Annotated in this window: 20 protein-coding genes; 15 read left to right on the top strand and 5 right to left on the bottom strand. The window is 66.3% G+C overall.

Features of this window, described 5'->3' with window-relative positions:
- Window positions 1–4: 4 nt before the first annotated feature.
- The 3 genes from K368_RS0109540 to K368_RS0109530 all read right to left on the bottom strand — a co-directional run bounded on the left by K368_RS0109540 (window position 5) and on the right by K368_RS0109530 (window position 3,138).
- Complete coding sequence (locus K368_RS0109540; RefSeq protein ID WP_027172196.1) at window positions 5–1,564, bottom strand: formate dehydrogenase beta subunit; 1,560 nt, start codon at window positions 1,562–1,564, stop codon at window positions 5–7.
- Window positions 1,561–2,034, bottom strand: a complete 474-nt coding sequence (locus K368_RS0109535; protein WP_027172195.1) for a formate dehydrogenase subunit gamma — start codon at window positions 2,032–2,034, stop codon at window positions 1,561–1,563. Before K368_RS0109535 ends, K368_RS0109540 begins: the two co-directional genes overlap by 4 nt.
- A gap of 195 nt (window positions 2,035–2,229) precedes the next feature.
- Window positions 2,230–3,138 (bottom strand): LysR family transcriptional regulator, encoded by a 909-nt coding sequence (locus K368_RS0109530; protein WP_018044995.1) that lies wholly within the window; start codon window positions 3,136–3,138, stop codon window positions 2,230–2,232.
- Window positions 3,139–3,567: 429 nt separating this feature from the next.
- Here K368_RS0109530 and coxB point away from each other — a divergent pair, with 429 nt between their 5' ends.
- The 15 genes from coxB to K368_RS0109455 all read left to right on the top strand — a co-directional run bounded on the left by coxB (window position 3,568) and on the right by K368_RS0109455 (window position 20,101).
- Window positions 3,568–4,419, top strand: a complete 852-nt coding sequence (gene coxB, locus K368_RS0109525; RefSeq protein ID WP_027172194.1) for a cytochrome c oxidase subunit II — start codon at window positions 3,568–3,570, stop codon at window positions 4,417–4,419.
- 107 nt (window positions 4,420–4,526) lie between these two features.
- On the top strand, window positions 4,527–6,155 hold the full coding sequence (gene ctaD, locus K368_RS0109520; protein ID WP_027172193.1) for a cytochrome c oxidase subunit I: 1,629 nt from the start codon (window positions 4,527–4,529) through the stop codon (window positions 6,153–6,155).
- A 198-nt stretch (window positions 6,156–6,353) separates the two neighbouring features.
- Window positions 6,354–7,316 carry a heme o synthase gene (locus K368_RS0109515; RefSeq protein ID WP_027172192.1) on the top strand — a complete coding sequence of 321 codons (963 nt, stop codon included), beginning with the start codon at window positions 6,354–6,356 and terminating at the stop codon, window positions 7,314–7,316.
- 5 nt (window positions 7,317–7,321) lie between these two features.
- Complete coding sequence (locus K368_RS27050; RefSeq protein ID WP_162238932.1) at window positions 7,322–7,486, top strand: hypothetical protein; 165 nt, start codon at window positions 7,322–7,324, stop codon at window positions 7,484–7,486.
- Window positions 7,487–7,529: 43 nt separating this feature from the next.
- Window positions 7,530–8,144: a cytochrome c oxidase assembly protein gene (locus K368_RS0109505; protein WP_027172191.1), complete on the top strand. Its 615-nt coding sequence runs from the start codon at window positions 7,530–7,532 to the stop codon at window positions 8,142–8,144.
- 164 nt (window positions 8,145–8,308) lie between these two features.
- Entirely contained in the window at window positions 8,309–9,160 is an 852-nt protein-coding gene (locus K368_RS0109500; RefSeq protein WP_018045001.1) for a cytochrome c oxidase subunit 3, read from the top strand.
- Between the two features lie 137 nt (window positions 9,161–9,297).
- Window positions 9,298–9,669, top strand: coding sequence for a DUF983 domain-containing protein (locus tag K368_RS0109495; protein WP_197031068.1), 372 nt, complete (start codon window positions 9,298–9,300; stop codon window positions 9,667–9,669).
- Window positions 9,669–10,445 carry an SURF1 family protein gene (locus K368_RS0109490; RefSeq protein ID WP_027172189.1) on the top strand — a complete coding sequence of 259 codons (777 nt, stop codon included), beginning with the start codon at window positions 9,669–9,671 and terminating at the stop codon, window positions 10,443–10,445. The genes K368_RS0109495 and K368_RS0109490 overlap by 1 nt, the downstream gene beginning before the upstream one ends.
- 95 nt (window positions 10,446–10,540) lie before the next feature.
- Window positions 10,541–10,975 carry a DUF4864 domain-containing protein gene (locus K368_RS0109485; RefSeq protein WP_027172188.1) on the top strand — a complete coding sequence of 145 codons (435 nt, stop codon included), beginning with the start codon at window positions 10,541–10,543 and terminating at the stop codon, window positions 10,973–10,975.
- 198 nt (window positions 10,976–11,173) lie between these two features.
- On the top strand, window positions 11,174–12,508 hold the full coding sequence (locus K368_RS0109480) for a hypothetical protein (RefSeq protein WP_027172187.1): 1,335 nt from the start codon (window positions 11,174–11,176) through the stop codon (window positions 12,506–12,508).
- A 133-nt stretch (window positions 12,509–12,641) separates the two neighbouring features.
- Complete coding sequence (gene thrC, locus K368_RS0109475; protein WP_027172186.1) at window positions 12,642–14,054, top strand: threonine synthase; 1,413 nt, start codon at window positions 12,642–12,644, stop codon at window positions 14,052–14,054.
- A 6-nt stretch (window positions 14,055–14,060) separates the two neighbouring features.
- Window positions 14,061–15,356 (top strand): pitrilysin family protein, encoded by a 1,296-nt coding sequence (locus K368_RS0109470; RefSeq protein ID WP_027172185.1) that lies wholly within the window; start codon window positions 14,061–14,063, stop codon window positions 15,354–15,356.
- Window positions 15,357–15,690: 334 nt separating this feature from the next.
- On the top strand, window positions 15,691–18,576 hold the full coding sequence (locus K368_RS0109465; RefSeq protein ID WP_027172184.1) for an EAL domain-containing protein: 2,886 nt from the start codon (window positions 15,691–15,693) through the stop codon (window positions 18,574–18,576).
- 114 nt (window positions 18,577–18,690) lie between these two features.
- Complete coding sequence (locus tag K368_RS0109460; RefSeq protein ID WP_027172183.1) at window positions 18,691–19,068, top strand: hypothetical protein; 378 nt, start codon at window positions 18,691–18,693, stop codon at window positions 19,066–19,068.
- A gap of 76 nt (window positions 19,069–19,144) precedes the next feature.
- Window positions 19,145–20,101 (top strand): ferredoxin--NAD(+) reductase, encoded by a 957-nt coding sequence (locus K368_RS0109455; protein WP_027172182.1) that lies wholly within the window; start codon window positions 19,145–19,147, stop codon window positions 20,099–20,101.
- Window positions 20,102–20,226: 125 nt separating this feature from the next.
- On the opposite strand, the gene K368_RS0109450 is transcribed toward K368_RS0109455, so the two are convergent.
- Window positions 20,227–20,940: an RlmE family RNA methyltransferase gene (locus K368_RS0109450; protein WP_027172181.1), complete on the bottom strand. Its 714-nt coding sequence runs from the start codon at window positions 20,938–20,940 to the stop codon at window positions 20,227–20,229.
- Window positions 20,937–22,043 (bottom strand): Ppx/GppA phosphatase family protein, encoded by a 1,107-nt coding sequence (locus K368_RS0109445; RefSeq protein ID WP_027172180.1) that lies wholly within the window; start codon window positions 22,041–22,043, stop codon window positions 20,937–20,939. The genes K368_RS0109450 and K368_RS0109445 overlap by 4 nt, the downstream gene beginning before the upstream one ends.
- Window positions 22,044–22,132: the final 89 nt, after the last annotated feature.

Raw genomic sequence — 22,132 nt, 5'->3', positions numbered from 1 at the left:
CTCCTTATTCAGCGGCCACGGACATCGGTCCGCGCTGCTGGAAATCCTCGGGGAAATGGGTGATCGCGCTCATGACGGGCATCGGTGTGAGCCCGCCCATGGCGCAGAGCGACCCATCGGTCATGACGTCGCAAAGGTCGGCCACGACGGCGAGATTCTCGGTGGGACGGATACCGGCGATGACCTTGTCCATGGTCTCGACGCCGCGGGTCGCGCCGATGCGGCAGGGGGTGCACTTGCCGCAGGATTCCACCGCGCAGAACTCGAAGGCGAAGCGGGCTTGCTTTGCCATGTCCACGGTGTCGTCGAACACCACGATGCCGCCATGGCCGACGAGGCCCTTCTTGGCCGCCATCGCCTCGTAATCGAGGGGCGTATCGAGGAGATGGTCAGGGAAATAGGCACCGAGCGGGCCGCCGACCTGCACGGCGCGGACGGGACGGCCGCTCTGGGTGCCGCCGCCGAAATCCTCGATGATCTCGCGCAGGGTGATGCCGAAGGCGAACTCAATGAGGCCGCCATGCTTGATGTTGCCGGCGAGCTGGATCGCCAGCGTGCCGAGCGAACGACCCATGCCGTAGTCGGCATAGGCCTTGGCGCCGTGCTCCAGGATGTAGGGCACGGCGGTGAAGGTCATCACGTTGTTGACCAGGGTCGGCTGGCCGAGGAAGCCCTTCAGCGCCGGGATCGGGGGCTTGGCACGGACGATGCCGCGACGGCCCTCCAGGCTCTCCAGCAGCGAGGTCTCCTCGCCGCAGATATAGGCGCCCGCGCCCAAGCGGACCTCGAGATGGAAGGCCTTGCCCGAGCCGGCCACGTTGGCGCCGAGATAACCGGCGGCATTGGCGTTGACGATCGCTTCCTTCAGCGTCGCGAAGGCCTGGGGATATTCCGAGCGCAGGTAGATGTAGCCCCGCGTGGCGCCCGTCGCGATGCCCGCGATGGTCATGCCCTCGATGAGGTTGAAGGGGTCGCCCTCCATCATCATCCGGTCGGCGAAGGTGCCGGAATCGCCCTCATCGGCGTTGCAGACCACGTATTTCTGCTCGGACTGGGCGAGCATCACCGTGTTCCACTTGATGCCGGCGGGGAAGCCGGCGCCGCCGCGACCGCGCAGGCCGGAATCGCGCACCTGCGCCACGATGCCGGCGGCATCGAGTTTCAACGCAGCGTCGAGCCCGTTGTAGCCGCCATGCGCGCGGTAATCCTCCACGGAGACGGGATCGACCACGCCGCAGCGATGGAAGGTCAGGCGCTGCTGCCGGGCGAGATAGGGCATCTCCTCCGGCTTGCCGAGGCGAAGGGCATGCTCGCCGCCGTCCACGAGGCCGGCGTCCAGAAGGCTGTCGACATCGCCGGGAGTGACGGGACCGTAGGCGATGCGGCCCTCCGGGGTCGCGACCTCGACCATGGGCTCCAGCCACAGCATCCCGCGCGAACCCGTGCGGACGATGGTGACGTCGAGGCCTCGGCGCTCGGCACCGGCGAAAATCGCGCGGGCGACGCGGTTGGCGCCTAGACCGAGGGCGACGGCGTCGCGCGGGACATAGATAGTGATGCTCACGACTTCATCTCCGTGAGGGCCGATTCCAGGGAATCGGCGGTGAGGCGTGCCAGCGGCTCGTCATCGACCAGGGCGCCCGGACCGTTGGCGCAAAGGCCGAGGCAGTAGACCGGCTCGACGGTGATCTGACCGTCCGGCGTCGTCCCGTGCCAATCGATCCCGAGGCGGGCGAGGATGTCGGCGTGGAGTGCGTCCGAGCCCATGGCCTGGCAGGCCTCGGCTCGGCACAGCTTCACCTGGTGCCGGCCGGACGGGGCGCGGCGGAAGTCGTGATAGAAGGTAATGCAGCCGTGGACCTCGGCGCGGGACAGGTTCAACGCATCGGCGATCAACGGCACCGCGCCCTCGTCCACGTAGCCGAAGGTCTCCTGCAAGGCGTGGAGAATGGGAAGCGTGGCGCCTTCGAGATGCGTATGGTCGGCGATGATGCCGGCCGCACGCTGCGCGCTCCAGGGCTCGTGCTGCAGCATTGTTCCTACCCAGTGAACTTGTTGTCGTTCCAAGGTGGTATATCTCCGACCGTGAATCAATCGCGCGGTTCGGTCGGTCGACAATGCTTTTTTGTTATAATTCTATTGTGCGATGCAAAAACATAGCGTGACGGCCAAGCCTTGGAGGAGGCCGAACTTCGGATTTGGTGCAACGCCAGTTTCCGAGTGGGCGCTTCAAAGCGAGGCTATGTCGTCGGCGACAGTCGGGGCGATCGCCTGAGCCTCGACGATGAGAGCGGCACAGAGAGGCGTCATGGGGTCCCGTTCGGGCACCACGAGCCCGATCATGTGGCTCACGTCGGGCTCCCCGATCGGGACGGAGCGGACACGCTCACTCAGGCGGAAGCTGTCGGCGAGGACCGCGGGCATCACGCTCGCCCATTTCGCCGTGCGGACATGGGTGAGCAGCACGATCATCGAGTTCGACTGGAGCAGCGGTGCGGCGTCCCGTCCGGCATTGTGCAAGTGCCCGTCGATGATGCGGCGGTTCTGCATGTCCGGCGTGAGCAGGCACAGGGGCAGGCGACCGACTTCCTCCCAGCTGACCGAATCCCTCTTGCCGTAGACGCCGTCGATGGCGGTGAGCAGGCGGTAGCGCTCGCGGTAGAGCGGCACGGCGATGACTTTCCCGAGGGGCTCGTTCTCGAGATAGGTGATTCCGGCATCGATCTCGTGATCGGCGATCAGCCGGCCGATCTCGCCGGAGGTCGTCGAGTGGACGGAGAACCGCACGTCGGGGTGGCGGGCGCGGAAGGGCGTGGTCAACGAGGCGACGATGGGCGTCGCGGTGGGAACCGCGGCGAGCCGCAGGGTGCCCGACAGCCCCCGGCGCAAGCTGGCAACCTCCTCCCGCATGGCGCGCGCGTCGCCGACGATCCGACGGGCCCAATCGAGGACGCGTTCGCCTTCGGGTGTGAACCCCTGGAAGCGCGATCCGCGCTCCACCAGCAGGACGCCGAGCCGCTCTTCGAGCTGCTTCACTCCGGCGGAGAGGGTTTGTTGAGATACGTTGCAGAATTGCGCCGCCCGGCCGAAATGCCGCTCGCGGGCCAGGGCAAGGAGGAATTCGAGACGCTCGATCACCGCAGCGACCTTATCGTATTCATTCCCGACTTCGCTTTCCGGCCCGACTTCGCTTTCCGGAGTGGACGCCCGCGTGTCTCGCGTAGAGCCCGCCCCTCTCCATAGCGGGAATGGCGCTATACTGGCGAGGGGTTCGGCTTCGAAGACGGCGGTAAGATAAATTTAAGTTTGCCGCCGAGCAAAATCGCATTGAACCCCGCCGGTCATTCGAGCTCGCCTGAGCCTGCACTACGGGGAAAGCCACATCCATGCGACGCTGTTGCGGTTGCGCCGCCGACCTCCATGTGGTCTGACACCGGCAATGCCGGCCCGGATTTCGCGATCGAGGCTTGCCTTTCCCGTTGAGCAAGGACTTGCGCGCGACGTCAAAAGTCGCAAGACGCAGCGGGACGACGTAGAACGATACCAATGGGGAGCCACGAGAGGCACATGCGGACCACGCAGGCGCAACACCGGTCATCATGGGGACTTGCTGCGGGCGCTCTTGCTGCGCTCGGCACCACCCTCGTTTCCACAGCCGCTCTGGCGGCCGGCATCGGTCAGCCCGAGCCGTGGCAGATGGACCGTCAGGTCGCCGTCACCGAGAACGCACGGGACATCCATACGTTCGAGCAGGGGATGCACTGGCTTTCTTTCGGCATTTCGGCCTTCGTGCTGGGCCTGATCGTCTACTGCATCTTCAAGTTCAACGCGAAGGCGAACCCGGTCCCGTCCAAGACCACCCACAATACCATGATCGAAATCGCCTGGACTATCGTCCCGGTGCTGATCCTGGTGGCGGTCGCCATTCCCTCGTTCCGACTGCTGCGCACCCAGCTCTCGGACCCGAAGGCCGACGTCATCATCAAGGTGATCGGCCATGCCTGGTACTGGTCCTACGAGTACCCGGCCGTCGAGAACGGCGGCGGCTTCACCTTCGACGCCAACATCGACGAGGAGAAGCAGCCCAAGCTCCTCGGCACGGACAACGACATGGTCGTCCCGGTCAACAAGATCGTGAAGATCCAGGTGACCGCCGCCGACGTGCTGCATTCCTGGGCGATGCCGTCCTTCGGCTTCAAGATCGACGCGATCCCCGGCCGCCTGAACCAGTTCTGGTTCAAGGCCGAGCGCGAGGGCACCTATCACGGCCAGTGCTCGGAGCTCTGCGGCGCCCGCCACGCCTACATGCCCATCACCGTGCAGGTCGTGAGCGACGAGGCCTATGCCGCCTGGCTCGCCGAGGGGAAGACCAAGTTCGCCCGCCTCGACGACGGTTCGAAGTTCGCAGAAGCCAAGTAGCGGCTTTTTCCGGCGCCGCCCGACGGCACCGGCTGGACCGGCCCTTCATCGGGTCGGTCCATTCGCAAATCGAGAGATTTAGAGAAACCTGAACAGGGTCTGCAACGATGGCAACCGCCACAGCACAATCAGGGCATCACGACGCCCACGCCTCCCATACGCCGTCCTTCTTCGCCCGTTGGTTCCTGTCGACCAACCATAAGGACATCGGCACCCTCTACCTCCTGTTCGCGTTCTGCGCGGGCATCATCGGCGCGTTCCTCTCCTTCGGCATCCGCATGGAGATGGAAGAGCCCGGCCTGCAGTACTTCTCGAATCCCGGCACCTACAACGTGTTCGTGACCGGCCATGGCCTCATCATGGTGTTCTTCATGGTGATGCCGGCGCTCATCGGCGGCTTCGGCAACTGGTTCGTCCCGCTCATGATCGGCGCGCCCGACATGGCGTTCCCGCGCATGAACAACATCTCGTTCTGGCTCACCGTCGCGGGCTTCGCGAGCCTCGTCTGCTCGCTGTTCGTCGAAGGCGCCCCCGGAACCAGCGGTGCCGGCACCGGCTGGACCGTCTACCCGCCGCTCTCCACCTCCGGCCATCCCGGCCCGTCCGTGGACTTCGCGATCTTCGCCCTCCACCTTTCGGGCGCCGGCTCGATCCTCGGTGCCATCAATTTCATCACCACGATCCTGAACATGCGTGCGCCGGGCATGACCCTGCACAAGATGCCGCTGTTCGCCTGGGCCGAGCTGGTGACCGCGTTCCTCCTGCTCCTGTCGCTCCCGGTCCTCGCCGGCGCGATCACGATGCTGCTCACCGACCGCAATTTCGGCACGACCTTCTTCGATCCCGCCGGCGGTGGTGATCCGGTGCTCTACCAGCACCTGTTCTGGTTCTTCGGCCACCCCGAAGTCTACATCATGATCTTGCCGGCCTTCGGCATCGTCTCCCACATCATCTCGACCTTCTCGCGCAAGCCCGTCTTCGGCTACCTCGCCATGGCCTACGCCATGGTTGCCATCGGCGTCGTCGGCTTCGTCGTGTGGGCCCACCACATGTACACGGTCGGTCTGTCGCTCCAGACGCAATCCTACTTCGTCTTCGCCACCATGGTCATCGCGGTGCCCACCGGCGTGAAGATCTTCTCGTGGATCGCCACGATGTGGGGCGGTTCGATCCGCTTCACCGCGGCCATGCACTGGGCGGTCGGCTTCATCTTCCTGTTCACGGTCGGCGGCGTCACCGGTGTCGTGCTGGCGAACTCGGCGGTCGATAAGTACCTGCACGACACCTATTACGTCGTCGCCCACTTCCACTACGTGCTGTCGCTCGGCGCCGTGTTCATCATCTTCGCCGGCGTCTACTACTGGTTCCCGAAAATGACCGGCTACGTCATCCCGGAATGGGCCGGCAAGCTGCACTTCTGGCTGGCCTTCATCGGTGCGAACGTCCTGTTCTTCCCGATGCACTTCCTGGGTCTCGCCGGCATGCCGCGCCGCTACGCCGACTACCCGGAAGCCTTCGCCGGCTGGCACAAGGTCTCCACCTGGGGCGGGCACATCTTCGCCCTCGGCATGGTGGTGTTCTTCATCGGCGTCGTCCTCGCCTTCCGTTCGAAGGTCCGCGCAGCCGACAATCCCTGGGGTGAAGGCGCCACCACCCTCGAGTGGACGCTCTCGTCGCCGCCGCCCTTCCACCAGTTCGAGACGCTGCCGACCATCGTCGACGACCACGGTCACTAAGACGCTGCCGTCTCCACGATCGCGATCGGCTTTGAAATTGCGATTGTTCTAAGACGACACTAGGGATTGCGAGGATCGCGCGAGCGGTCCTCGCTCTTTACCGGATGCCCCTCTTTATCGAGCGACATCCCGCAAAGGGCGGCGCCAGAGACGGCGTGATCCGAATTCCGGCCATACCGACAACAGTATCGGGACCCCATGACGAGCCTGTCGAACAGCGTCTCCGCTGCCGCCGAGCCGCACGATTTCGCGCCGACCCCGATGATGGTCGGTGGTGAGGTCGCGGATTTCTTCGCACTCCTGAAGCCGCGCGTGATGGTGCTGGTGATCTTCACTGCCCTCGTCGGCATGGTGGTCTCGCACGTTCACATCCAGCCCGTCGTCGGTGTGATCTCGCTCCTGATGATCGCGGTGGGCGCCGGCGCCTCGGGCTGCCTCAACATGTGGTGGGATGCCGACATCGACGCGGTCATGACCCGTACCGCGACCCGCCCGATTCCCGGAGGCCGCATCCAGCCCGGCGAGGCCCTGGCCTTCGGCATCGTCCTGTCGGTGGGCTCGGTGCTGGTGCTCGGCCTCGCCTCGAACTGGCTCGCCGCCTCGTTGCTGGCCTTCACGATCGTCTTCTACGCCGTGGTCTATTCCATGTGGCTGAAGCGGGCGACGCCTCAGAACATCGTCATCGGCGGCGCCGCCGGCGCCCTGCCCCCAATGATCGGCCAGGCCGCCGTGTCGGGATCGGTGGGCATCGAATCGACGATCCTGTTCCTCATCATCTTCATCTGGACGCCGCCGCATTTCTGGGCGCTGGCCCTGATCAAGGCCGGGGAATACGCCAAGGCAGGCATCCCGATGATGCCCAACGTCGCCGGGCCGCAATCCACCCGCCGCCAGATCATCTACTACTCGATCGTGTTGTTTCCGGTGGGCCTCGCCCCGGTGTTCCTCGGTTTTGGCGGTTGGCTCTACGGCGTCACCGCCTTCATCGGCGGCCTCGGGATGCTGGCCTTCAGCGTCCACGTCTACCGCAACCGCGAGGGCGAGGCGGAGCGCAAGGCCGCGCTTGGCATGTTCGGTTTCTCGATCCTCTACCTGTTCCTTCTGTTCTCGGCAGTCCTGGCCGAGCAGGGCCTCGGGCTCTACCGCGCGGTGCTCGCGTGACCTCGATGCCGGAGAAATCCACGCCGCCGCGGCGTCTGACGCCCGAGGAGCAGCAGCGCCAGCGCAGGCGCTCCATCGCCATTGCCACGGTGCTGTTCGTCCTCGTGGCGATCTTCTACGCCCTGACCATCGCCAAGCTCGGACCGCAGATCCTCAACCGCCCCCTGTGACCCAAGCGACCGAACTGTTCAGCGAAGAGAGTCGGACGTCATCATGACCGACATGCCCACCAAGCCAAGCAGCACCCCGAACCGCAAGGCTTCGGTCACCGCCTTCGCTTGTGCGGGGCTGGCGGTGGGGATGATCGGCCTCGCCTTCGCGTCGGCCCCGCTCTACGACATGTTCTGCAAGGCCACCGGCTATGACGGGACGCCTCGAGTCGGGCTCGCTCCGACACAGGTGGCGGTAGACGACAGCATGGTGGTCCATTTCGACACCAACGTCGCCTCGACGCTGCCCTGGCGCTTCGTCGCCGAGACACCGAAGATCGAGGCGCGTCTGGGCGAGACGAAGACCGTGTTCTTCCGCGTCAAGAATACGGGCACGACCCCCTCCACGGGGATCGCGACCTACAATGTCCAGCCGGGCCTGATGGGCAGCTTCTTCGTGAAGATCCAGTGCTTCTGCTTCAACGAGCAGACGTTGCAGCCCGGGGAGACGATGGATTTCCCGGTGGTGTTCTACATCGATCCGGCCGTGCGCGCCGATTCGAACACCGCCCACCTGCAGGAGCTGACGCTCTCCTACACCTACTTCGCGTCGAAGAACGGCCAGCCCTCGGCCGCGCTCGCGACGACGGACGGCAGGGGTGCGAAAACCAATTTTTGAGGCCATCAAATATTTAGGCGGGACGCGTTTTCGACGCGCCAGATTTTTGAGGTCTCAAGCGTGACAACACTGCGCCGTCCCGATTAAGGGTTCCGGTGTAGCCGAACGTTCAGAAGGTCAAAGCCGCTCGCGGCATTGGGCCCGGGGTGAGGAGAAGAGTTCAGATGGCCGAGGCGCACGCCAAGAATCACGACTTCCATATCTTGAGCCCGAGCCCATGGCCGCTCTTGGGTGCCTTCTCCGGCTTCCTCATGGCGTTCGGCGCCGTGTTCTGGATGAAGAGCCTGCAGATCGGCACGCTCAGCCCCGGTCCCTACATCTTCGGCGCCGGCACCATCGGCGTACTCTACGTGATGTTCTCCTGGTGGCGCGACGTCGTCCACGAGGCCAATGCCGGCGACCATACGCGCGTCGTCCAGCTGCACCACCGCTACGGCATGATCATGTTCATCGCCTCCGAGGTGATGTTCTTCGCCGCCTGGTTCTGGGCCTATTTCGAAGCGGCGCTCTACACCGCCGACCCGATCCAGACCACGCGCCTGGATTTCACCGGGGGCACCTGGCCGCCGAAGGGTATCGAGGCGTTCGATCCCTGGCACCTGCCGCTCCTCAACACACTGATCCTGCTGACCTCCGGCACGACGATCACCTGGGCCCACCACGCCCTGCTGCACAACGATCGCAAGGGCCTGAAGTATGGCCTCTGGCTGACGATCATCCTCGGCGTGCTGTTCACGGCCTGCCAAGCCTACGAGTACAGCCATGCGCATTTCGGCTTCTCGGGCAGCATCTACTCGGCGACCTTCTTCATGGCGACGGGTTTCCACGGCGCTCACGTGATCATCGGCACGATCTTCCTCGCGATCTGCCTCTACCGCGTCTATCTCGGCCAGTTCACGGTCCAGCAGCATCTCGGCTTCGAGTTCGCCGCTTGGTACTGGCACTTCGTCGATGTCGTCTGGTTGTTCCTGTTCGCCTCGATCTACGTCTGGGGCGCCGGCACGGCGGCTCACTGACATCGGTCACGCCTCAACGAGGCGAAGCGACACAGGTATGAGAATCAGGGCGGCGCGAGCCGCCCTTTTTCGTGCCATGACTTGCCGCGAAGCCCATATGGGGCGGATGGCGGACTCACCGTCGCCGAGGAGCAAAAATCGTGAATCACCCTCGGCCGTTACCGCCGCCAGTTCCCACCGGATTGCGCTGCCGCTGCCCCCGCTGCGGCAGAGGCGCGATGTTCGACGGTTTCCTCACGTTCCGGCCGTCCTGCGAGGTCTGCGGCCTCGACTATTCGAACTTCAATTCCGGCGATGGCCCGGCCTTCTTCGTCATGTCCATCGTCGGCATCGTCGTCGTCGGGCTGGCCCTTTGGATGGAGATCACCTTCGAGCCGCCGATCTGGGTCCATGCCCTCGTGGCCATCACCCTGTCGGTGGGGCTGAGCCTCGCGCTCGTGCGCCCCTTGAAGGGCATGCTGGCGGCGCTCCAATTCGCCAACAAGGCCGAGGAGGGGCGCTTTCGCTGATGCCGAAGCCTGTTCGTCCGGGCGCCGTGCGGGCGCTGGCCGCGCCCGCCATCGCTTCGCTGATCTGTCTCGCCATCCTGCTGAGCCTCGGCGTGTGGCAGTTGCAGCGCAAGGGTGAGAAGGAGGCCCTGATCGGCCGCATCGTCGCCCGCTCGCGCGCCGAGCCCCCTGCCCCTCTCCCGGCCCGCGGCGACTGGAATCCCGCGCGGGACGAGTTCGAACGCGTGCGGGTGACTGGCACGCTGCTGAACGACCAGGAGACCCTGGTCCATGGTCTGGCTGCGGGTGCCGTACCGGGCAAGGCGCTCCAGGGCTTCTACGTTCTGACACCGCTGAAGCAGGACGATGACGGCAGCCTCGTTCTCGTCAACCGGGGCTTCGTGCCAACCGAACTGAAGGATGCGGCGCGCCGCCAGCCGGGACAAGTCGCGGGATCGGTCACGATCACCGGTATGCTGCGCAGTCCGGAGATACGGACGATGTTCGTGCCGCCGCCTGAACCCGCGAAAGGCGAGTGGTTCCATCGCGACATCGACGGCATCGCCGCCGCCAGGGGCATCACCGTGATGCCCTATCTCATCGAGGCGGATGCCACGCCGAACCCGGGAGGTTGGCCGAAGGGGGGGCAGCTTCGCGTCGATCTTCCCAACAACCACATGCAATACGCCTTCACATGGTTCGGCATCGCCGCCTGCCTCGTCGGCGTCTTCGGCGTCTTCGCTTGGAAGCGTCTGTCGGACGAACGGGACGGCACCGCGGGAAACCCGGCCGCATAGCTTCGGCCGGCAGGGTCAAGGATGTGGCCCGCTCTTGCCGGCCGGATGCATCGCACTATCCTGCGTCGGGTCGCCCCCATTGCGGAGTGTGGTCCATGCGCGCCGTCCTCTCCCTGCTGACCGCCTGTCTCTGCCTGATCTCGATCCAGCGGGTCTCGCCGGCGAATGCCAGCGATGACGCTGCGAAGCTGGAAGCCAGGGCGACGGTGGAGCGGCAGATCGAGGCGTTCCGCAAGGATGACGCAGCCACCGCTTATGCCCAGGCCGCCCCGTCGATCCAGGGAATGTTCGCTTCACCGGATACCTTCATCGAGATGGTCCGGAAGGGATACGGCGCCGTCTACCGCGCCCGCAGCTTCAGCATCGACCGTGTGGAGGAGAGTGGGGAGGACGGGCTGACCCTGGGTATGAAGCTACAGGACGAGAACGGCGTCGACTGGATGGCCCTCTACAGTCTCGAGAAGCAGAGCGACGGCGCCTGGCGGATCAATGGATGCCGCATCGTCAAGGCACCCGGCGACAACGCGTAGGCAGCGACCGGCGCGGATGGCTTTGATCGTGCTTCCTCGAAAGCCCGATATTCCGGTGGATGCAGGGCGCCCTGTTCGGGGCTAAGAGTGTCTCACGAAACATTCGGTCACCAGTGTCCTCGCTCCGGGCACGGCGGCGCCGCGGGAGTTCGGCGAGAGGCGCAGGGCTCTCGCCGGATCGAGGGAGACGAGGTCGAGATGAGCGGAACTCAGCCGGTGGATCCGTATTGGGCGGCACTCCTCTCCTTTCTCGACGAAGACGAGTCGCTTCTTGCTGCCACCGCGGCACCGGACGGGCTCAAGGAGTATCGCCAGGACCTGATCGCCTTCTCGGACCTCGACGACATACCCTCTGTCCGGCAGGTGGTTTGCCACAAGGGCCTGATCGAGCAGATTCCGGTGCGTCTGCTCGCCGCCAGTTTCGGGAGGGCCAAGCTCGCCTTCTCGAACGAGGTATTCGTCGTGTTCCGTCTCGTGCACAGCGAGTCGGATCACGTCAGGTCGTTCGAGATCGACCTCGCCAATCATCTCTCCAGTTCGGACCTCGATGCCGGGCAGCCCGCCGCCAGGCGCCAGGAGGTGACCCGGCCGCTCCTCCGACGCCCCGTCGCATCCGCCGGACGCGCAGGCGTGCCGCGCGTCGTCGCGGCGCTGCAATCTCCGACGCTCCTGAACAACTGGGCATCGGCCGCCGGGTGGCGGCTGGAAGCGGCCAAGCTCGGCGACCATGACGGCTTAGCGGAATCGGCCCTGCTCCAAGTTCCGTCCTGGGACGGAAGCGACAAGAACGTCGCGGCCGTCCTAGTGACCACCCCACTGCAGCTCGAGGAAGCCAGGAGGCGGCTGCCCGATGCAGCCCATATCTGGATCATCCACAATGGGCGTGCGGGGCTCCTTCCGCCCAAGCTCATCGACAAGGTGGACGGCGTCATCACCTTGTCCCGCAAGGTCCTGGCCCTTCAGCGAACCCATCATCCGGCGCTGCTGCACACACCGTCCTGGGTGATCGCCCCCTGGTACGAGGCCGAGCGCCGCTACCGATGGAGAGAGGACCGCGCCTGGACGATGAAATCGCGGCCGAACACGCGCGATCGCTACGACCTGGCTTTGACCCATCAGGTCATCGAACTGGCAAAGCAGCGATCCGTCGACATCGTCATGTACGGGCAGGATACGGTTGGGGGCTTTCTCGACCGGCGCGCCAAGGACGAGTTGCAGGGCGCGTGTTCGTGCTACGTCAGTCCGCTGCCGCCCTGGGCCGGGTTCGGCCTGGCGCAGCACGAGTGCCTGTCGGCCGGCGTTCCGCTGGCGGGCCTGCTCTGGGGCGACCTGGAAGAGGACCTTTCGGCCCCGTATCCGGCTCTCACCGAGACGCTGGACGATCTGGCCGAGACCATCCGGCGCCTCTGCACCGAGGAAGCCTATGCCGAGGCGGTGTCGGAGGCGGGGTTGGATTACATCGCGCAGGGGCGGACGAAGGCTCGGACAGAACGGGCGATCGAGCGGTTCCTTGACGAGGTCGGCGGAGCTTGATCGATTTAGTCCTCGCGGGAGTGGCGGTGCTTCATTCATAGTTCGGCGAAGCGTGATCCCGGACGTCGGGAATTTCCGGCTTTCGACAGCGACATCCACTTCGTGTAGACCGGCCCCCTTCCCGGAGGCCCCTTTGCTACACGTTTCGACCCGCGGCGCCGCGGCGCCCCTCAGCTTTTCCGATGCTCTCCTCGCCGGCCTTGCCCGCGACGGCGGCCTGTACCTGCCCGAGAGCTGGCCGCAGATTTCCCGTGACGAGATCGCCGGGCTCGCCGGACAGCGCTACGCCGACGCGGCCAAGCTCGTCCTGCGGCCGCTGATCGACGGCGAGATCGCCGATGCCGATCTCGACCGGATGATCGAGGAATCCTACGCCACCTTCCGCCATCCGGCTGTGTGCCCGCTGGTGCAGCTCGACGACAACCTATTCCTGCTGGAGCTCTTCCACGGGCCGACGCTGGCGTTCAAGGACGTGGCGATGCAGCTCCTCGGCCGGCTGATGGACCACGTCCTGCGGTCCCGCCGTTCCCGCGCCACCATCGTCGGCGCCACCTCCGGCGATACCGGCAGCGCCGCCGTCGAGGCCTTTCGCGGCCTCGATCAGGTCGACATCTTCATCCTGTTCCCGCATGGCCGCGTCTCCGAAGTGCAGCGCCGCCAGATGACGTCGGTGGGCGCGGACAACGTCCATGCCATCGCCATCGACGGCAATTTCGACGATTGCCAGAACATCGTCAAAGCCCTGTTCCAGCACGCGGATTTCGCCGATGAGCTGCGGCTCTCCGGCGTCAACTCGATCAACTGGGCGCGGGTCGCCGCGCAGGCGGTCTATTACTTCACCAGTGCCGTAGCCCTGGGCGCGCCGCACCGCCCCGTTTCCTTCGCGGTGCCGACGGGCAATTTCGGCGACATCCTCGCCGGCTGGGTCGCCAAGCGCATGGGCCTGCCCATCGAGCGCCTGATGATCGGCACCAACGCCAACGACATCCTGGCGCGCACCCTGGAGCACGGCGCCTACGAGGTTCGCGGCGTCCAGCCGACCACCTCGCCATCCATGGACATCCAGATCTCCTCGAATTTCGAGCGATTGTTGTTCGAGGCTCTGGGCCGCGACGCGTCGAGCCTCTCGCGGCTGATGGCAGGGCTCAAGCAATCGGGCGGCTTCCATCTCGACGAAGCGGTGCTCAAGACTGTCCGCGACGAGTTCGATGCCGCGTCCGTTCCGGAGGAGGCCGTGATCGCCGAGATCGCGCGGATCCACCGGGAGATCGGCATGGTCATCGACCCGCATACCGCCATCGGCGTTCATGCCGGCCGGCGCCTTCTGGAGAAGGACGCCAGGACCCCCGTGGTCGCCCTCGCCACCGCACATCCGGCGAAGTTTCCGGACGCGGTCGCGCAGGCGACGGGCGGCCTTCGCCCCGTCCTGCCGCCGCACCTCGCCGATCTGCTGGATCGGAAGGAGCGTTTCACCCGTGTCGCCAACGACCAGGCGGCAGTGGAAGCCTTCATCCGCGCACATTCACGCATCACGGCCGGGAACTGAGAACCCATGAATCAGCATTTCGCGACCCATGGCGCTTCTCCCGGCCTGAAGGTGTCCCGCCTCTCCAACGGCATCACCGTCACCACGGAGACGATGCCCGGTGTCGCCACCGCGACCCTCGGCGTCTGGGTCGGAGCCGGATCGCGCCACGAGCGGCCTGACGAGGGCGGCCTCAGCCATCTCATCGAGCACATGGCGTTCAAGGGAACCGAGACCCGCTCGGCCCGCCGGATCGCCGAGGACATCGAGAATGTCGGCGGCGACATCAACGCCGCCACCAGCGCCGAGGGCACCAGCTACACCGCCCGCGTCCTGGGCGAGGATGCCGGCGTCGCCCTCGACGTCATCGGCGACATCCTCACCCGCTCGGTCTTCGACGCGGGCGAACTCGCCCGCGAGAAGGGCGTGATCCTGCAGGAATACGCCGCCATCGAAGATACGCCCGACGACGTGGTCTACGAGGCCTTCACCGCGGCGGCGTTTCCGGACCAGCCGATCGGCCGTCCGATCATCGGCACGCCGCAGACCATCGCCAGCTTCGACCGTAACGCGATCGAGGCCTATCTCGCCCGCGAATACACCCCGGACCGCATCGTCGTCGCCGCGGCGGGCGCCATCTCGCACGAGGCCATCGTCGAGGCGGCCGAGCACCATTTCGGCGGCATGCCGGCGACGGTCGCCCCGGAGATGGTCGCCGGCACCTATGTCGGCGGCGAGAAGCGGATCCAGAAGAAGCTCGAACAGGCCAATCTCGTGCTGGGGCTGCCCGGACTCTCCTTTCGCGACGAAGGCTACTACGCGCTGCACATGTTTGCGCAGGTGCTCGGCGGCGGTCTCACCTCGCGGCTCTGGCACGAAGTGCGCGAGACCCGCGGCCTCGCCTACGAGATCCAGGCGTTCCACTGGTCCTTCGTCGATTGCGGCCTGTTCGGCATCGGTGCCGGCACGTCCGGATCGGATCTCGCCGAACTCGTCGATGTGACCCTGGCCGCCACGGCCAAAGCGGCACGCGACGCCGATGCCGTCGAGGTCGCCCGCGCCAAGGCGCAGGTGAAGGTCGCGCTCCTGTCGGCCCTGGAGACCCCCGGCGGCCGGATCGAGCGCAATGCCCGCCAGATCCTCGCCTGGGGCCGGGTGATCCCGCCGCAGGAAGTCATCGCCAAGATCGATGCCGTCACCGTGGACGATGTGAGAGCGGCGGGATTGCGTCTGCTCTCGGGGGCGCCGACGCTCGCTGCGATCGGACCGATCAGGAAGCTGCCGTCCCTCGAGAAGATGAGGGGCGTGCTCCAGGCGAATTGACGGGTTATCCCGGTCCGGCGACCTGGCCATGACGGTCGGGCGCCGGACGATCGGTCGGACGCCCGGCGATGCGTCGTGGGTATGGTTTCATACCGCCCATCGCCGTCCCTGCCGTGTTTCAAGCGTCCGCCTCCACGCCTCCGATGCCTGTCCGGCTTGTTTTGGCCGCAAAAGGACGCGATCGAACCCTTCTCGGCGCTACGCCAAGAAGCAGTGGGTGCCGCGACCTTGGGCAGACCGCTCGCCTTGTCCGTGGACCCCCCCGCCGGTACGACTGGGCCACAAGCTGAGCCGTATTCCTCGTCAGTGCCCGCCCGGCCGGAACACTCGCCCGTTGCGCAGATCCTTCCTCGCCCTCACCGCCTTCGTCTTGCTCCTGATCGGCCTCCTCGGAACGGGGGCGCCGGCTTGGGCCGTGGAAGCCGTGCGCGTGACCCTCGACGCTCCGGCGATCGACCTGACACCGATGATCGAGCGCTACCGCTCGGACGGCGACCTGATCCAGATCTCCACTGCTCCCGGCAAGGACGGCATCGTCCGCCGCATCGTGGTGAAGGCGCGCGACAGCGGAGCACGGCCCGACTGGATGGTGTTCGCGCTCACCAACGATACCGACGAGCAGATCGATCGGGTTCTCGTGGCACCCCATTTCCGTCTCGTCGGCTCGGGCGTCATCTGGCCGGATCTCGGCGGCTCGCGCATCGCGGCGATCACGGCGAGCCAGGGCATCAGGCCAGAGCGCGACGAGAACCCGGAAGCCGACCAGTTCGTGATCACTCTCGATCCCGGCGCCACCGTCACATTTGTCGCCGAGCTGAACGGGCCGAACGTGCCGCAGGTCTATCTCTGGGACCAGGAAGCCTACCGCAAGAAATCCACCGGCCTGACGCTCTACAAGGGCATCATCATCGGCATCGCCGGCCTGCTCGCCCTGTTCCTCACGATCATCTTCGTGGTGAAGGGCGCGATCATCTTTCCGGCGGCCGCCGCCCTTGCCTGGGCGGTGCTCGCCTATGCCTGTATCGATTTTGGGTTCCTGCAGCGGGTCTTTCCCGTCACCGAAGTGGCCGAGCGGGTCTACCGGGCCTCCGCCGAGGCGGTGCTGGGTGCAACGCTCCTCGTCTTCCTGTTCGCCTATCTCAACCTGAGCCGCTGGCATGTGCGCTACGGCCATGTGGCGTTCTTCTGGCTCGCGTTCCTCGCCGGCCTCGTGGGTCTGGCGGTGTTCGACCCGCCGGTGGCGGCGGGCGTCGCCCGCATCTCGATCGCCGCCGTCGCCGGGGTCGGCCTGCTGCTGATCGTCTATCTCGCCATCCATAACGGCTACGACCGGGCGATCCTGCTGGTGCCGACCTGGTTCCTCCTCCTCGTCTGGGTCGTGGCCGCAGGCTTCGCCATCACCGGCCAGATCGGCAGCGACCTCGTCCAGCCGGCGCTCATCGGAGGTCTCGTCCTCATCGTCATGCTCATCGGATTCACGGTGATGCAGCACGCCTTCACCGGCGGCGGGATGACCCATTCCCTGGTCTCGGACACAGAACGGCGCGCCCTCGCCCTGACGGGCGCCGGCGACGTGGTGTTCGATTGGGACGTGCCGGCGGACCGGGTCTTCGCCGGTCAGGAGATCGAGAACCAGCTGGGCCTCAAGCGCGGCACGCTCGAAGGGCCGGCCTCGAACTGGCTCGGCCTCGTCCACCCCTTCGACGTGGACCGTTATTCCGCTGCCCTGGACACGGTGATCGAGGAGCGGCGCGGCCGCATCGTCCACGATTTTCGCCTGCGCTCCACGGAAGGCCTCTATGTCTGGTATCGGTTGAAGGCCCGGCCGGTGATCGGACCGGACGGCGAGGTCATCCGCATCGTCGGCACCATCTCGGACGTCACCGAGGTGAAGACCGCTGAGGAACGCCTGCTCTACGACGCGATCCACGACAGCCTCACCGGCCTGCCCAACCGCGAATTGTTCAACGACCGACTCGACGCCGCCCTCGCCTTCGCGAGCCAGGACGCGCGCCTGAAGCCGACGACGATCCTCCTCGACGTCGACCGGTTCAAGGCGATCAACGACGCCATCGGCCTCTCGGCGGGCGATTCGATCCTGCTCACCCTGTCGCGTCGTCTCGGCCGGCTCCTGCGCCCACAGGATTCACTGGCCCGCATCGCCGGAGACGAGTTCGGACTGATCCTGCTTTCGGAGCGCGAGCCCGACCGCATCCTCGCCTTCACGGACATGATCCGCCGGGCCATCGCCACGCCCATCACCTATGCCGACCGCGAGATCTTCCTCACCGTCTCCGTCGGCATCGTCCTGCATGAGGTGGGTGCCGCCTTGAAGCGCGAGGACGTGTTCAAGAACGCCGAGATCGCGATGATCCAGGCTAAGCGCAACGGCGGTGACCGCACCGAGGTGTTCCGTGCCTCCATGCGCAACGAACGCAGCGACCGGCTGATGCTCGAGGCCGATCTACGCCGGGCCCTGGACCGCAACGAGATGAAGGTGCTGTTCCAGCCCGTCGTCCGCCTGGAGGATCGCACGGTGGCGGGGTTCGAGACGGTTCTGCGCTGGGACCACCCCAAGCTCGGCCGCATTCCGCATTCCACCTTCATGCCCATCGCCGAGGAAAGCGGATTTATCGTCAATCTCGGCATCTTCGCGCTGGAGCGTACCGCCCTCGAACTCGCCGCCTGGCAGCGCTCCCTCGACGTCGACCCGCCCATCTTCGCCTGCGTGAACGTGTCCTCGCGGCAGATCCTCCGACACGACCTGCTTCACGACGTGAAGACGATCCTGGCCCGGTCGGGCGTGCTTCCCGGTTCGCTCAAGCTCGAACTCGGCGAGGGGCTGGTGATGGAGAACCCGGAATACGCGGCCCAGATGCTGAGCCGCATCCACGATCTCGGGGCTGGCCTCTCCCTCGACGATTTCGGCACCGGCTACTCGGCGCTGTCCTATCTCCAGCGTTTCCCGTTCGACACGATCAAGATCGACCCGACCTTCGTGCGCCAGATGGCGGCGGGGCACTCGGTGATGCTGCGCTCCATCGTCAAGATGGCGCAGGAACTGGGCCTCGCGATCATCGCCGACGGCGCCGAGAACGAAACCGACGCGCAGGCCCTGGCCGAGTTCGGCTGCGAATACGCGCAAGGGACCGCCTTTGGCGATCCCATGTCGATGCTCCAGGCCCGACAACTTGTCGGCGCGGCACCGGAAGCGGCCTGATCGCCAAACCGCGACGGTTGAATTAAACCTCCCTTAACCATGATCGCTCATCGTGACGATCGAGATGGATCGAGCGGCGCGGCACGGTCTGCCGTTCGACAGGAGGCGGGCGTGATGGCCGAAGCGGCATTGCGATTAAGCGACGAATTCGGCCTCGGCGAGGATTTCGGCTCGGATATCGTGAAGCGCCTCATGGCGCGCCCGATCCGCACCGGCACCACCCCGAAGCGCGTGGACATCGCTCCGGCGGCCTTGCCGGTGGAGCCGCGGGCAGAGGTGGTCGAGGAGGACGCACCGTCCGATGACTTGGCGCGCCTGCGCTCCGAGATCATGGTGATGAAGGCGGTCCTGCGCGCAGAGCGGGAAGAGGCCGCCAATGTCCGCGCCAGTGTCGAGCGACTCGCGGGGCCGGCCCCTCTCTCGCCGGAAGCCTGCGCGGTGCGCGACCGCTGGGCCGCCCTCGTGGATCAGTTGCTCGACGGACACCGGTGAGGTTTCCATCATCGGCCGGCGCGCGTCACCCGACGCCGGCTTCCTTTCGACGTCACTCAACTTTCGAGGCTCGACCATGAGCGCGCGCTGCTCGCTTGTCGTCAACGGCAAGGCCGTGCGGGTCTCGACCGGCGATACGCCGCTCGAAGCCGCCCTTGCCGACGGCGTGATCGCCCCCACCACCGGCCTGCACGGATCCCATCTCCTCGGCCAGGGCGCCAGCCCTTCCTCGCGCCGTGCCCAGGCTCGTCTGTACCGTGCGGAGCCCGTCAAGCTCTCCACGCCCCGCGCCTCCAAAGGGGTCGAGAGCCTCGTCTTCGCTGAGGTGAAGACGGCCGCCCAGGCACGCCGGGTCGGCACGGTGACCCAGATCGTTCCGCTCGGCGCCCATGTGGTCGAGGTGGTGATCACGATCACGCGCCGTCTCGACATCGAGCCGGGCCACCAGGTCACCGCCACGTTCGAGGGGTTCGACCCGATCGACGTGAGCCCGACCTTGCGCCTCGACGGCACGACCGAGCTCAACGAGCTCGTCTTCCACCTGCGCCTCGGACATGCCTGCGACGCGGTCGCCCATTCCCTCGGCGAGGAGATCCTTCTCGGACATCCGGTCAAGATCAAAGGTCCGGTCGGCCGCGGCTATTATCGCCCCGGCGGGGGTCGTCTGCTGCTCGTCGGCCGCGAGACCGGCTTCGCGCCGATCTGGGCGATCGCCCGGGCGGCGCGCTACATCGAGCCGCAACGCGAGATCGTGGTGGTGATCGGCGCCAGCGACCCCCTCGATCTCTATATGCGCCCGTCGCTCGACTGGCTCAGGGCCACCGGCGTCTCACGGATCACCCTCGTCGCCGACAGGACGAGGCAGCGCCCCCCGGATGTCCGTCCGGGGCCCCTCACCGCGCATCTCACCGGCCTGAAGACCACCGACGTCGTGCATGTGGCAGGCGACGCCTCCACCGTGGGCGCGGTCGAGGTCCTGGCGGCGGGTGCCGGTGCGCGATGCTACCCCATCCTGATCCCACCCGGCCTGTAGCCGCGACACCTGATGCCGAACGCGCCGATCCCGATCTAGGGTCGAGATCGGCGCGTTCGGCGAACGGCCCCGGCCGTGCCGTCACACTGGCAGACGGCCATGAGAAAAGGCATCGTCGTCCGGTATCAGGATTCGTCCTCGGCGGTTTCGGCGGAGGACCCGCGAAATCCGGTTGCGAGCACGTAGAGTTCGCTCGAATCGGCGCGGCTCGCCGAGGGCTTGACGTGGCGCACCAAGGTGAAGTCGCGTTTCAGGTCGGCGAGCAGGGTACCCTCCGTCCCGCCCTGGAAAACCTTGGCGAGATACGTTCCCCCCGGCGCCAGCACCTCGCGCGCGAATTCGGCGGCGGTCTCGGCGAGGCCGATGATACGCAGGTGGTCCGTCTGCTTGTGTCCGGTCGTGTTGGCCGCCATGTCGGACATGACGATATCGGCCTGCCCGCCGAGGAGATCGATCAGCCGCTTGGGGGCGTCGGGATCGAGGAAGTCGAGGGTGATGAACTCGACGCCGACCATCGGCTCGATTTCCAAGAGATCGATGCCGACGATCCGGCCGCTCGGCCCGACGATCTTGGCGGCGACCTGGGACCAGCCGCCGGGTGCTGCGCCCAGATCGATGATCTTCTGGTTCGGCTTCAGGATCTTGAAGCGCTCATCGATCTCGAGAAGCTTGAAGGCCGCGCGAGAGCGATATCCCTCGCGCTTGGCCCGCGCCACGTAGGGATCGTTGAGCTGCCGTTCGAGCCAGCGCTTCTGAGAGGCGGTGCGGCCGCGCCCCGTCTTGACCCGCTGCTTGAGATCGCCCCGCAACCCGCCGCCCGCACCACGCCTGTCGGTCAACGGTAGCCTCCGCGGCGCCAGACGCCGTCTTCGCGCATCATGTTCATCAAAAGACCTTCGCGCAGCCCCCGGTCGGCGATGCGTAGCCGTTCGGAGGGGAATGCCCTGCGGATCGCTTCCAGGATGGCGCAACCCGCGAGCACGAGATCGGCCCGATCCCGGCCGATGCAGGGATTGTCTGCCCTCTGGTCGAGGCGCGTGTCGAGCAGATCGTCGATGGCATCGCTCACTTCGCCGTCGCTCATCCACAACCCGTCGACGCGGCGGCGCTCGTAGCGCGCCAGGCGCAGGTGCATGGCGGCCAGCGTCGTCACGGTTCCCGACGTGCCGAGGAGGTGGAAATGCCGGGCATTGGCCGCCGGCGCGGCACGGATGGCGAAGCGCGACAGCATGTCGGCCACCTCCTCGACCATGCCCTCGAAGGTCAGGCGGGTAACATCGGCCACTCCATGCCGCTCGGCCAGGGTGACCACGCCGACGGGGAGCGAATCCCAGGCGCGGATCCGCAGAGTCGGGTCCGCCGAAGGGTTGGTGGCCGCCCCGTCGAGCCAGGCGATCTCGGTGGAGCCGCCGCCGATATCGAAGATGACCACCGATTCCGAGTAGGGGTCGGCCAGGGCCGCGCAGCCGGTGACCGCAAGGTAGGCCTCGGTCTGCCGGTCGACGATCTCGAGATCGAGCCCCACCTCGTCGCGCACGCGCGCCACGAAATCCGCCCCGTTGACGGCGAGCCGGCACGCTTCCGTGGCGATGATCTTGGCACGGGCAACGCCGCGCGATTCCATCTTGGCGCGGCAGACGCGCAGAGCTTCCAGCGTACGCTCCACAGCGGCTTCGCTGAGGCGGTCGGACGTACCCAGCCCCTCGCCGAGGCGGACGATGCGGGAGAAGGCATCGACCACGCGAAAGCCGTGGGACGCGGGCTCGGCGATCAGCAGGCGGCAATTGTTCGTGCCGAGGTCGAGGGCGGCGTAAGTGTTGCGCCGTCCGGGACGGTAGCCCACCACAGGCGGGGGACCAGCCTCCGGCACGGCGGAAGCGCTCGGTGAAGGCGGGCCGGCCATGGGGCGGGCCGGCATCATGGCGGCGCTCTCTTCCCTCATCGGCCTAGCCGGCATCCTCGATCGTGGCCCGACCGGGATAGATCGGCCATCATGCGATAAGAAGCCTACAGGCCTTGGGCGTCAGTGCA

The organism is Methylobacterium sp. 10 (assembly GCF_000519085.1).
In the GTDB taxonomy this organism is placed as follows: Bacteria; Pseudomonadota; Alphaproteobacteria; order Rhizobiales; family Beijerinckiaceae; genus Methylobacterium.
The sequence above is the reverse complement of the archived record's forward strand: the minus strand, read 5'-3'. Positions and strand labels throughout refer to the sequence as shown.